The 11,479-nt window shown below is 56.6% G+C and carries 14 protein-coding genes; 3 read left to right on the top strand and 11 right to left on the bottom strand.

Features of this window, described 5'->3' with window-relative positions; translation table 11 throughout:
- Window positions 1-13 precede the first annotated feature (13 nt).
- The 6 genes from ACQZQY_RS17655 to ACQZQY_RS17630 are packed head-to-tail and all read right to left on the bottom strand — an operon-like array spanning window position 14 to window position 5,849.
- Window positions 14-1,138: a sterol desaturase family protein gene (locus ACQZQY_RS17655; RefSeq protein WP_122094987.1), complete on the bottom strand. Its 1,125-nt coding sequence runs from the start codon at window positions 1,136-1,138 to the stop codon at window positions 14-16.
- Window positions 1,131-1,739: a phosphatase PAP2 family protein gene (locus ACQZQY_RS17650; RefSeq protein ID WP_431296108.1), complete on the bottom strand. Its 609-nt coding sequence runs from the start codon at window positions 1,737-1,739 to the stop codon at window positions 1,131-1,133. The genes ACQZQY_RS17655 and ACQZQY_RS17650 overlap by 8 nt, the downstream gene beginning before the upstream one ends.
- Window positions 1,732-3,024 (bottom strand): F390 synthetase-related protein, encoded by a 1,293-nt coding sequence (locus ACQZQY_RS17645; RefSeq protein WP_431296107.1) that lies wholly within the window; start codon window positions 3,022-3,024, stop codon window positions 1,732-1,734. Before ACQZQY_RS17645 ends, ACQZQY_RS17650 begins: the two co-directional genes overlap by 8 nt.
- A complete protein-coding gene (locus ACQZQY_RS17640; protein WP_056769723.1) occupies window positions 3,021-3,827 on the bottom strand; it encodes an MBL fold metallo-hydrolase in 807 nt (268 codons plus the stop codon). The genes ACQZQY_RS17645 and ACQZQY_RS17640 overlap by 4 nt, the downstream gene beginning before the upstream one ends.
- The gene (locus ACQZQY_RS17635) at window positions 3,820-4,836 is read right to left on the bottom strand and encodes an NAD-dependent epimerase/dehydratase family protein (RefSeq protein ID WP_431296106.1); all 1,017 of its coding nucleotides are present in this window, start codon (window positions 4,834-4,836) and stop codon (window positions 3,820-3,822) included. Before ACQZQY_RS17635 ends, ACQZQY_RS17640 begins: the two co-directional genes overlap by 8 nt.
- On the bottom strand, window positions 4,833-5,849 hold the full coding sequence (locus ACQZQY_RS17630) for a 3-oxoacyl-[acyl-carrier-protein] synthase III C-terminal domain-containing protein (protein WP_431296105.1): 1,017 nt from the start codon (window positions 5,847-5,849) through the stop codon (window positions 4,833-4,835). The genes ACQZQY_RS17635 and ACQZQY_RS17630 overlap by 4 nt, the downstream gene beginning before the upstream one ends.
- Before the next feature lie 423 nt (window positions 5,850-6,272).
- Here ACQZQY_RS17630 and ACQZQY_RS17625 point away from each other — a divergent pair, with 423 nt between their 5' ends.
- Entirely contained in the window at window positions 6,273-6,476 is a 204-nt protein-coding gene (locus ACQZQY_RS17625) for a helix-turn-helix domain-containing protein (protein ID WP_056769729.1), read from the top strand.
- 123 nt (window positions 6,477-6,599) lie between these two features.
- Here ACQZQY_RS17625 and ACQZQY_RS17620 read toward each other — a convergent pair whose 3' ends face one another.
- The 5 genes from ACQZQY_RS17620 to flgA all read right to left on the bottom strand — a co-directional run bounded on the left by ACQZQY_RS17620 (window position 6,600) and on the right by flgA (window position 10,492).
- The gene (locus ACQZQY_RS17620; RefSeq protein WP_217203901.1) at window positions 6,600-7,574 is read right to left on the bottom strand and encodes a GlxA family transcriptional regulator; all 975 of its coding nucleotides are present in this window, start codon (window positions 7,572-7,574) and stop codon (window positions 6,600-6,602) included.
- Between the two features lie 129 nt (window positions 7,575-7,703).
- A complete protein-coding gene (locus ACQZQY_RS17615) occupies window positions 7,704-8,483 on the bottom strand; it encodes an MBL fold metallo-hydrolase (RefSeq protein ID WP_421670724.1) in 780 nt (259 codons plus the stop codon).
- 317 nt (window positions 8,484-8,800) lie between these two features.
- Entirely contained in the window at window positions 8,801-9,238 is a 438-nt protein-coding gene (locus tag ACQZQY_RS17610) for a flagella synthesis protein FlgN (RefSeq protein ID WP_056769734.1), read from the bottom strand.
- 21 nt (window positions 9,239-9,259) lie between these two features.
- Window positions 9,260-9,562, bottom strand: a complete 303-nt coding sequence (gene flgM, locus ACQZQY_RS17605) for a flagellar biosynthesis anti-sigma factor FlgM (protein ID WP_056769736.1) — start codon at window positions 9,560-9,562, stop codon at window positions 9,260-9,262.
- A gap of 204 nt (window positions 9,563-9,766) precedes the next feature.
- Window positions 9,767-10,492 (bottom strand): flagellar basal body P-ring formation chaperone FlgA, encoded by a 726-nt coding sequence (flgA, locus tag ACQZQY_RS17600; protein ID WP_217203899.1) that lies wholly within the window; start codon window positions 10,490-10,492, stop codon window positions 9,767-9,769.
- Window positions 10,493-10,656: 164 nt separating this feature from the next.
- On the opposite strand from flgA, the gene flgB reads away from it, so the two are divergent.
- Together flgB and flgC are read left to right on the top strand one after the other, a co-directional pair.
- Window positions 10,657-11,067: a flagellar basal body rod protein FlgB gene (flgB, locus tag ACQZQY_RS17595; RefSeq protein WP_056769737.1), complete on the top strand. Its 411-nt coding sequence runs from the start codon at window positions 10,657-10,659 to the stop codon at window positions 11,065-11,067.
- 6 nt (window positions 11,068-11,073) lie between these two features.
- Window positions 11,074-11,478: a flagellar basal body rod protein FlgC gene (gene flgC / locus ACQZQY_RS17590; RefSeq protein ID WP_056769739.1), complete on the top strand. Its 405-nt coding sequence runs from the start codon at window positions 11,074-11,076 to the stop codon at window positions 11,476-11,478.
- Window position 11,479 lies beyond the last annotated feature (1 nt).

Here is an 11,479-nt window from a genome sequence, read left to right as displayed (position 1 = left end):
CAGATCCGGTAATTTACTCACAGGCGGCCACCTCAGTCTGACGTCGGCCCACGCCCAGCGCCAGACTGACGCCGTGCAGGCTGATTAACGGCATCAGCCAGATCCAGAACCTGTCGTGCCAGCCCAGACCGAGGAGGAAAATCAGCGGGAGAGCGACGGTGATCAGCAGCCACGCGATGACGCCCCCTTTACGGCCTTCGGCAATTGCGCCCAGCGCCAGCGTACCGGCCATCAGCAACAGGAAAAGCGTGACCTGCGCCAGCGTGGTGCCCTGATAGCCGTAACCGTATTGCCAGACATAGCCAATCACCAGCGAGAACAGCAACAGCGCACCGGTAAGCAGGCTGGCCGTGGCACAGCGGAACTGCGGCGGTTTATGACGATAGCGCAGGGGCAATTTCAGATACTGAAAGAACGGCTGATTGCTCGCCCAGAACGGATTTTGCGGGTGCGGCTGTTTACCTGAACCGTAGGTAAATTCGCCCTCCGGCAAACCCGGCCAGTAGGTGCCGAACATTTTGTCCCAGAAAATGAACGTGCCGCCGCAGTTTTTATCCGCGTAGAAACGGTCATTCACGTGATGCACGCGGTGATGGGAAGGCGTGACGAAAATTTTCTCGAGGAACCCGAGATTAGGCGTCAGCGCGTTGTGGTTAAACAGCTGCACGCTGTAGTGCAGCAGCGACACGGCGATAAACACCGACAGCGGCACACCGGCAATCGCCAGCAGCATAAAGAACGGGATCGAGGTCAGCGACGAATACCAGGAATTACGCACGCCGAGCGACAGATTGAAGTGCTCCCCCTGATGATGCACCACGTGCACCGCCCACAGCGGGCCGAATTTATGATGCAACCGGTGCAGCCAGTAGAAACCGAAATCCCATGCCAGCAACGCGAAAAGCCACATCAGCGGTGCAGGCCAGCCGCTGACCCAGTTCAGGCTGAAATGCGTGACAACCAGCCCGTAACAGAAAATCTCCAGCCCGCGAAACAGCCACAACATCACATGACCGGAGTTGAGGTTAAACATCACATCGCGCCAGTTAACCGGCTCTTTGCGCAAATACTGCAACAGGCAGGCTTCGCCTAACACCACCACCAGCATAAAGATGATCGGAATAATTAAATCAACCATGAGCACTTTCCTTGTGACCAGACGGCGTAATCAACATGAACCGCCACAGCAGCGCGCCGACGCCAAGCGCCAGACCGGCACCGCTCAGCAGATCGACAAACAGATGGCGACGTAACTGTAAAATTGAGAACCCGATAGCCAGGCACCACAGCATATACAGGCCGGTTTTCCAGAGATGGCGGCTGCTCAGCGCCCAGACGGAGAGTACGGTCAGCGCCATGTGCAGCGAGGGCAGGCAGTTCTGGCGCGAGTCAACGGCGGCTAACGCCGAGAGCATCCGCGCACTGAGCGAGTCTTCGGAGAAGGCGGGGTACACCATGGTGGTCGGCCAGAGGAGATAAACCATCCCCGAGAGCAGCGCAGTGAGCATCATCGCATTACGCAACCAGCGCAGCCGGTGTGCCGGGCAGGTCAGGTAAGCCAGCGGGATGATGATGAAAAACGACAGATACAGCCAGATGCCGCCGGGGCTGAACGGGATCATCCGGTCAATCACCGAGGGCTTCAGCACGGTGCCCGCTGTCTGAAAGGTATCTGTCAGATGATAAACCACGCCGACTGCGCCCCAGCCCAGCAACATCTGCCATAAACGATTAACCATGAACGGTGTCCTTTAAGCGGGTGATCCGACGTTTTTTAAGCATGAAGTTGGCGGGAATGTTTCCCGCCCTCAGCGTCCACTGTAACTGAGAAAGGTCCACGCCCTGTACAGCGAAATGCTGCTCCAGCCGGGTTTTACACAGGGTCAGTTCGCTTTCGCTGCATTCGGCTTCCAGCAACAACGCGACGTCATTTTGCTGCGTCAGCCGGTAGTCTGCCGTCAGCGGCAGGGCATTGGCGATCACCCGGTTGCAGGCATCAGCAAACATCACCTGCTGCTGCCTGTCTTTGCCCGGCAATGCCAGCCAGTCGTCGCAGCGGCCTTCGATGCGCTCGATGGACAGGGTCACGCGCCCGCAGCCGCACGGCTGCTCGCGTTTCACCAGCACATCGTCCAGCCGGTAACGCACAATCGGCTGGGTATGGCGGGTAAAATCGGTAATCACAGGCACGAAGCGGCGGTCGTCTATCCACTCCGGTTCCACGTGAATAAACTCTTCATTAAGGTGCAGCGTCCCCCGCTCGCAGGTGGCGGCGAGAAAACCTTCGGTTGCCTGATAGACTTCACCCACCTGCGGGAAAACCTGCTCCAGCAGTTGACGATCCTGAGCGGTCAGCACTTCGGCAACGGAAATGACTTTGCTGACGTTGAGCGTCAGTTCGCGGTTCAGCACCGCCAGCGCCAGCTGCCGCAGTACCTGTGCCGGTGCGACAATAATGGTCGGCGCGACATTTTCCAGCCGCAGCAATTGCGGGTGAAAAGGCGCAAACAGATCGAAAAACTCAAGGGTCAGCCAGCGGTTATTCACGCTGTGGTAGAGGTTATTGTCTGCCCGCAAAAACATCGCGACGCGCTCACCGCGGCGTAACCCTTGCGGCAGCATTTTTGCCAGCATTCCGCCCGCCCAGACCTGCTGCTCATGCGGACTGACGACGAAAATCCCGCGCTGGCCGGAGGTGCCTGACGAGAGCCCGACGCTGAACCCCTCAATCTGCGGCGTGAAGTGGCGGTCGCGTTCCGCACGCTGCGCACAGGCCAGTAGCGCCTCTTTCTTCAGACCGGCCGTGTTCATCTGATCGAAATTCGCCATCATCAGGGCTTTATCCATCAGCGGCCACTGATTTTGCGGCAGGGTCGCGCAGGCCTTAAACCACGGGCTCTTTGCCAGCGTTTTGCGGGCAAACTGACGCAGTTTTTTCTGTTGCCACGCCAGCAACGCTTCGCGGTTGTCAAACACCAGCCGGCGGGTGCGCAGGTAGTGCCACAGGGTTTTCAGCGGGATCATAAATCCCCCTCGTGGCACAGGTGGATCTTCACATTGCCGCTCAGATAAAGCTGGTTCAGGCGGCGCAGCGTTTCGTAATACGCGGCACTGTTGTCCATCACCAGATGCGCCATACGCGACGGCCCGCGCAGGCTTTCGTAACTTTTCGGCGACCAGGCTGCGTCGCTGGCGAGCAGCTCCCAGCCGGAATCAGTGAGGACAAATGCGCCGATATGTCCGGCAGCATGTCCCGGCAGCGGCACCAGAATAATTTCATTGTCGCTGCCAGGCAGGCTGTATCCGCCCTCAAAGGGGGCGAGCGCGGCGGGCAGGGGCGTTTCCTCCATGGCTTCCATCCATTGCAGCCCGGTTTCGAAATCGTCCGGAATAAGCCCCGGAACGAACGCGTTTTTCAGGGCGGCCAGGCCACGAAGTTTACGTGTGCGGATCCAGCCGTCCATGCTGCTGATGGCAGGCACGCCGCTGAAATCCCGCAGCCCGGCGATATGGTCACCGTGAAAATGCGAAATGATAAGCGCCGTGATATCCGCGGGAGAAATCCCCCGATCCGCCAGCTGACGGAACAGCGCATCCCGTGAGTCGAAATGCACCGGCGTGGTCGCCCGGTACAGGCGGTAAATGCCTTTGGACGTGTAATGTTCAAAATGGTCAGCGTAGCCGGTATCCCACAGCCAGCGCTTGCCCTGCGCCTCTAACAGCCATGCCCGCGCGGGGAATTTACACACCCGCCAGCCCGCGCCTTTGAGGGCCATACAGCCGGGGTGCAGGCAATAGCCCACGTCAAAAGCGGTGAGATTAGCCACGGTGCTCTCCTTTATTTTCCCGCATCGCCTGCGCCGTCAGCCCGATGGCCTGTTGCATGGAATACACCGGCCGGTAGTGCAGCTCGCTAATCGCACGGGCCTGGCTCAGCGTCATATCATAATTCACCGCGCCGACGCTGTAGCGGGTCAGCAGCGGTTCACGCCCGCGCGCCTGAGCCAGCAGCTCCATGCCGCTCGCCACGCCATAAAGCAGCCGGTAAGGCACAGGCCGGAGGGTGAAACGGATCCCGAGTTGTTCATTCAACAACTGATGCAACATGTCACCCAGGCGCTCAGGTTGCTGATTAGTAATGTTATAGACCGCCGCCGGGGGAAGATGTGGCTGAGCAGTGGCCTGCCACATGGCTTCGACGACGTTGAGCGAAAAGGTCAGGTCCAGCAGGGTTTCACCGCCGCGTGGCAAGCGCAGCACGCCTTTATTCAGGCGGATTTGCTCAAGAATGCGCGGAACGATCACCCGGTCATGCGCGCCGAACAATCCACGCGGACGAAGCACGGTAAAACGTGTTGCCGGAAATTGCTGCTGGCGCTGCGTGATGCAACCCTCCGCCAGAAATTTGCTGCGGGCGTAATGGTTAGCGAAGCGTTTCGCGCGATAACTTTCATCGATATCGGCGTGGTGCTTGAAATCAAAATAGACGGCGGGCGTGGAAATATGCACGAACCGCGGCACACCGGCCTGCCCGGCGGCCAGCGCCAGCCGGTCGGTGAGATCCACGTTGGTGCGCATAAAGTCAGACGCTTTGCCCCACGGCGACGATTTGGCCGCACAGTGCCAGACGGCGTCACATCCTTGCACCAGCGAGGTCAGCTGCGCCGGAGTCGCAGAGTCGAGATCGACAAAGCGGAAATCGGCTCCTGTGTCGGTGAGCATTTTCCCGACCACAAGATCACGGCCCGCCGCCACCGCCTGATGCCCGGCAGCCAGCAACCACTCAGTGGCATTGCGCCCGAGCCCGCTGGTGGAGCCTGTCACTAAAATTTTCATGGGATCAGCACCATGCCGCCGAGCGTCAGACCGGCCGCGGTGCCCACCAGTGCCACCGGTTTTCCCGGCGAAAAGCGATCGTGGGTGAGGGCATAATGCAGCGCGGTCGGGATAGACGCCGATACCTGATTGCCGTGATGACGGTAGATATCAATCAGCACGTCTTCCGGAATATTCAGCCGGCGGCGCATGTGTTCGAGTGAAACATGGCTGGCCTGATGCGGCACCACGGCCGCCAGATCGCCCTGCGCGCACTGCGCGGCAGACAATAACCGCGCCCAATACTCTTCGATCAGTGCAGCGGCGAGGCGGAACAGGCGCTTGCCGTCCATATGAAATAAAAAGTCACTGTCGGCGATCCCCGCACGGGGATTGCGTCGGGTACCGCCTGCGCGGATATGGCACAGATCCACACCGGCCGGATAGGTTTCCATCAGGCAGGAGAGAATGCCGCTGCGCCCATCGCCTTGTTCGACAATGGCGCAGGCTGCGCCGTCGCCCAGAATAATCGACGACTCTTCATGTGCCCAGTTGATGCCCCGCGACGCCAGTTCCGCACTGACAATCGCTATCCGCTGGTAAGCACCGGTATTGAGCAAACCGGCGGCGACCTGCAACGCTGAAATGAAGCTGACACAGCTGGCGTTGACATCAAAGGTGCTGATGCCTTCACGCAGCGGCGAGGCTTTTAATACGTGCGCCGCGCTGTAAGGCAGCGCCTGCACCGGGATCGCGGAGGCGAAAATCAGCAAATCGACGGAGTCTGCCGCAATATTTCCGCGCTCAAGCGCATCGGTGATGGCGGCCACCGCAAGCTGAACCTGCGAGGCGCGGTCATCGCCATGGAAACGGTATTCCACGCCTGAACGCTGTTGCACATACCCTGCGGATTTCCCGAGCCGGACATCCAGTTCAGCCGATGTCACTTTATGCGCCGGGAGTGCCGCACCCGAGGAAATGATTTTAAGCGGCACCAGCGATGGTGCTGCAGGTAAATTCCTTAAAGAATCCACATATATCCTTATGTATTTTCGATTATTTTTAGCCGGTGGTGAGTGCAAATAACCCCGGAAGGATGTGGCGGACATATTACCTGTTTTGCCCCTTTTGGGGTACATAAGCACACACGATTTAAGTGCCGCAAGTCAGCCAACGCTTCTCGCTGCAACGGACTGCAAACCCTAAAAACTCTCTGGAAGCAGTATCCCATTCTCGTTAATTGCCTGTTTATTCTGCAGGGATATCCCGTTAACGTCTGGTCGCGGCGGTAAAACCCGCCGCCGTTGCCACTTTCGGGCTGGCCGGAGGAGACGTAAAGCGTCCTGCTCCCGCCTGAGTTCCTCTTAATAGTGTAGGAACTAAAAGGGCAACGTGTGCCGCAAACGGAGTTTCGACGTGCAGTGTGGTTCGCTTTACCACTTTCAGGAGAGAGCTGTATGAAAAAGGACTGGCATCAGGCAGACATCATCGCTGCGATTAAAAAGACGGGCACAACCATGTCCGCCGTTTCCCGCCACGCCGGGCTGAGTTCCACCACGCTGTCGAATGCTTTGACGCGCAGGTGGCCCAAAGGCGAAAGACTGATTGCGGAAGCCATCGGCGTAAAAGCCGAAATCATCTGGCCGAGCCGTTACAGCTAAATGAAATGCGGCTGACGGCACAAACCGAAATATGCCTGGTTTGGTTTTGTGGGGGCTGAGGGGAGGACGAGGGTTCGATTCAGAAAGGGTGCTGAGCAAGACGGCGTTTTCACCGCCCGTCTTTCAGGCTTTTTCCTGTTCTACGGGGGCCGGGCCTCGGAATGCCCGGCGCCATTCACTTGGGCTGATGCCGAATCTGGCCTTGAAACTCTGGCGGAAGGAGACAGGCGACTGAAAACCGGTCATGTCGGCCACGCTTTCAATACTGCTGTTCGTGGTTTCGAGCAGCTCCTGGCTTCTCTGAAGACGCTCGGCGTTCAGCCATTCTCCCAGCGTGGTGCCGGTTGCTTTGAGAAAATGACGGGTCAGCGTCCGCCTGCTCATGCTGACAAAGCTTGCCAGTGAATCGAGATCGTGAGGCTTGTTCAGATTGCGCCGCAGGTACTCTATCAGCTCATTCATTTTGCCGTCCCGCGTAGAAACCGGGACCGGACGTTCAATAAACTGCGCCTGACCGCCTTCGCGGTAGGGAGGAACAACCATTCTTCGTGCCACCCGGTTAGCCACCGCGGAACCATAATGTTCACGGATAATGTTCAGGCAGCAGTCAATACCGGCGGCGGTTCCGGCAGAGGTAATAAGACGATCATCCGTGGTGTACAGCGAGTTGCAGTCCAGATGAACGGCAGGGAAACGCCCGATGAAATCCTGTTCATACTCCCAGTGCGTGGCGGCACGGTGCTTATCAAGCAGGCCGGAATAAGCCAGTACGTAAGCGCCAAGACACAGCCCGACCACTTCAGCGCCGCGCTGCCATGCCTTTATCAGGGCATCGAGCAATGCCTGAGAAGGGCGTTCTTCCGGGTGACGCCAGAAAGGCACGATAACAATGTCTGCCACGTCCAGTAGCTCAAGGCCATGTTTTACATTCATGGACAGGCCAATATCAGACAGGACAATGCCCGGTTGTTCAGCACAGATTTCGAGGCAGAAAAGATCCGGCTGCGGCATAGACTGCCCGAAAATAATGCAGGGCACTGAAAAGTGAAACGGGCTGAATCCGGCCGTGGCAATCACGGCAACTGTCAGTGCAGACATAGCGTTAACCTTTGCGTAAATGAAAACCACCGGATGACCGGTGGCGAAAATGCTGATATTGGCTGACCAAAGGATAACAGCTGAACGGTCGCCATGGCGTTTTTCCCCTCAGTCAGGCGCAATGATCTGTCAGAAAACCAGTGTGTCACCGTCAGCAGGAATAAGAACCTTGTCCCCAATATTGTGCTCCAGGGAGAACGCTCTCAGCTCTGCACGGGTCAGAAGACAATGGTTAATCGATTCCATGTGAGACGCGACGATGGTCGCCGTCGGCAGCATGTTAAGCGTGCGCAGCGCATCCTCTTTGCCCATGATAATCGGGCCGTAAAGATCGTTAACCGCATAGCCGATGTTGAGCACCACAATCTCCGGCCTGAAGCGTTGCAGGCTTTTGGCATAAGGTTTTACCCAGACGGTATCCCCCGCGATATAAAGCGTTTTCTCTTTGTGGTGGGTGAAGACCAACCCGCACGCATCCCCCAGAAACTCACTCCATTGAGCATCAGCGTACAGTTCATTACTGCCGTGCTGACCGTCAGTTTTATAAATCGTCAGGCCATCAACGAAATGATTTTCATCATTCAGAACACGGATGTTAAGAAAGCCCTGAGAACGCACCAGCGCCGCGTCGCGCTCATCCTGCGTGTAAATAAGCATGTCCTTGGGAACGGCCTGCTGAGCCGCTTCATCCCAGTGGTCGGTATGGGTATGGGTCAGGATAACGGCATCAACGGCCAGCAAATCCTCAACGGCCACGGGCAAAGACACCATAGGATTACGCAGGTGAGGGCGCGCATTCCCCGCAAAACCCTCCCAGGCTTCTTTTTCTGCCAGCATCGGGTCGATAAGGAATTTTTTACCGGCATATTCCAGTACCAGAGTGGCGTTGCGGATTTGCGTTAATTTCATTGATTGCTCCTGTGATTCATCTGACGTTGAGGCTGAGCCACCGTCGTTGCGGGGCTTCGGAGGGATTTACTATAAGAGGAGGGAGGGGCTGGCTGTGACATGCCCACAGGTCATTCGTCGATGAAATCAGGTCAATCGTTAGGGGAAATGTGTTACCGGCAGAATGCCGCAGCCAGAGGGCCGGTTTAAACGTCATCAGGGGGCGGTGTTGTTGCGTTGCGCTTTTCGCGTGCTATCAATGTCTGGCAGGGAGTGTAATGAAGTGAAAGGCGAGGGAGTGTTGAGGGGAAAGTGTTCCCCCCCGACTCTGTTTCGGTCTACACGGAGATCTTACGGACACTTTGTCCCGTCACCGTTTCCAGACCGTTTGCACCGTAGAATTTCTGCGACTGGCTGGCGTTGAGGATCGCCAGAGCTTCGGTGTTGTAGTCGATCTGTTTACCCAGCAATAATCCATTGTGCCGGTTGATCTGACTCAGATTGGTGGTCATCTGCACCACCTGCTTCCACATTGCAGCGATTTCTGGCTGACGTGAGTAGGGGGCGGATTGTTTCAGGCGTTCGTCGTGCTGACGACGTTGTTTATCAAGATAGTCTACCGTGGCCAGTAATGAGCTTTTCTGCTCGGTAATGTGTTGCAGGGCCGCTCCGTTAACGCGGCCTGAGCACAGTATCGTTTGTTCGTGATTAATCACTTGATCCAGCGCCTGCAACGTTTCAACCAGGGTAGTCATGGTCTTGATAAAGTTCTTCATCGGGCCTAATTACCTTTCAACTTAAAAATCTTTGAGATAATCCTGTGTATCTTGCAACAGCGCATCGGCAATTTTGCCTGTGTCCATTGTCAGTTTACCATCACGGATCGCCTGCTTAAGCTCGTCTACACGGGCTGAATTGATATCTTGCGCGCTTGACTGCGTCAGCGAGGTCTGTGCTTCGCTGAGGGTCACTGCGGTACCGCTGGTTTTGGTGCCTGAAACGGTTTCTTCTTTACGCGTATTCTGCACGGCGTTTTCAGAAGGGTCGCGTTGCTGGATCGGGCTGAGAGGCGACACGCCTTGAGTACGATCAATAGCCATAATTTTTTCTCCGGTAATTGCCTGTTCTGCCACGTTTATTCACTTCACAGGCCGATGAGGCAGGCTTGTGTGTAACACGAGGCGGTCAGGGCAACAGTAGGGTCTCACCCTAAAAATGCCGTCGTGTGACGACTCTGATACGTGTGTTATCGACATGTGGCGCAATAACTTTAACCTTATTGCCGAAAAAGTGACAATTTATCACTAAATCTCCACGGTGACAGACCCGTCTGAACCCACAGTACCATTGACGATCACGCCTGACGGCATTCTGATCCGGACTGATTCATTCGCTGCGGCATTGTTCATCGCTTTACCGGCGCTGGATACGTTAAACCCGCTGCCCGTTGCCTGAACCTGTACCTCCTGCCCGGCGTGCACCATCCACGGACGGCGCAGCATCGAGAGCGTCAGCGGCTGGCCGATGTTGATGTTACGCAGGGTTACGCCGTTCAGCGCCAGTTTGCTGTCTAAAACTGCTTTCGGCGGCAGAAGATCCAGTCGTCCGGTCTTTTGCTGCATATCTGCTTCTGCCAGGTGCGCGCCGGCAGGCACGTTTTTGGCCGCCACCCAATAGGTTCCGCTCACCTGCACTTTGGTCTGTACGTAGCTTTTTTTGCCATTGCAGTTCACCGCCACCGACACATTGCCCCAGGTGCGGCTGTTCGGCGAAAGCATAAACTGCGGCGCGAGGCACTGCGGCTGCCGCGCGGCGGGCGTCGTCACCACCACCGTCACCTGCATTCCGCTTTCACTGTATTGCTGGCGGAAAAACTGCTGGATTTGCGACGTCAGCAAGGTGTCGCTGTTGGCTGAAACAGGCGCGCTTCTCACCGGTGCCGTCTGGGCAATGCTCATTTCACCGGACAGTGCCCCGAGAAGGATGCAACCCAGCGTGATACCCGTATGACGCAATGTCAGCCTGTTCATTCGCGATTCATCCTGATGGCAAAAAGTCTACTGGCGACAAGTCTACCCGCACTTTTCAATTCCTAAAGGGACAAATAGCGCCCGATTTTATGCTTATTCAGACGATAGGTTATTGACACCCGCAATTATGCTGTCCGCTCCAAAATCTCATTTGCGGAGGGCGCATGCTCGACAAATTGAACGCCGCACTACAGTTCCAACAGGAAGCGCTCAACCTGCGCGCCCAGCGGCAAGAAATACTTTCAGCCAATATCGCCAACGCCGATACCCCAGGTTATCAGGCGCGCGATATCGATTTCGCCAGTCAGTTACAGAAAGTGATGGAGCAGGGCCGCGCCAGTGGCAGCGGTATGTCTTTGTCACTGACCTCTGACCGCCACATTCCGGCATCGAACGTCCAGGCAGCCGATATGGATTTGATGTACCGGATCCCGGATCAACCTTCAGCGGACGGTAACACAGTCGATATGGACCGTGAACGTACCAACTTCGCCGATAACAGCGTGCGCTATCAGACCGATTTGACCGTCCTCGGCGGACAGGTCAAAGGAATGATGTCGGTGCTGCAAGGATAATTGCTCATGTCGATGCTTGGTATTTTTGATATCGCCGGTTCTGCGCTGGCTGCGCAGTCTCAGCGTCTGAACGTCAGCGCCAGTAACATGGCCAACGCCGACAGTGTCACCGGCCCAGATGGTCAGCCTTACAAGGCAAAACAGGTGGTCTTTCAGGTGGATGCTGCACCTGGACAGGAAACCGGTGGAGTGAAAGTGGCGCAGATCGTTGATGATCCTGCGCCGATGCGCATGGTGTACGAGCCGGGTAATCCGATGGCGGATGCCAAGGGTTACGTGCAGATGCCAAACGTAGATGTGGTCAGCGAAATGGTCAACACCATCTCCGCTTCCCGCAGTTATCAGGCCAACGTCGAGGTGCTCAATACCACCAAGTCGTTGATGATGAAAACTCTGACTCTGGGTCAATAGC

Source organism: Rahnella sp. PAMC25559 (genome assembly GCF_050632365.1).
Classification (GTDB): Bacteria; Pseudomonadota; Gammaproteobacteria; order Enterobacterales; family Enterobacteriaceae; genus Rahnella; species Rahnella rivi.
The sequence above is the reverse complement of the archived record's forward strand: the minus strand, read 5'-3'. Positions and strand labels throughout refer to the sequence as shown.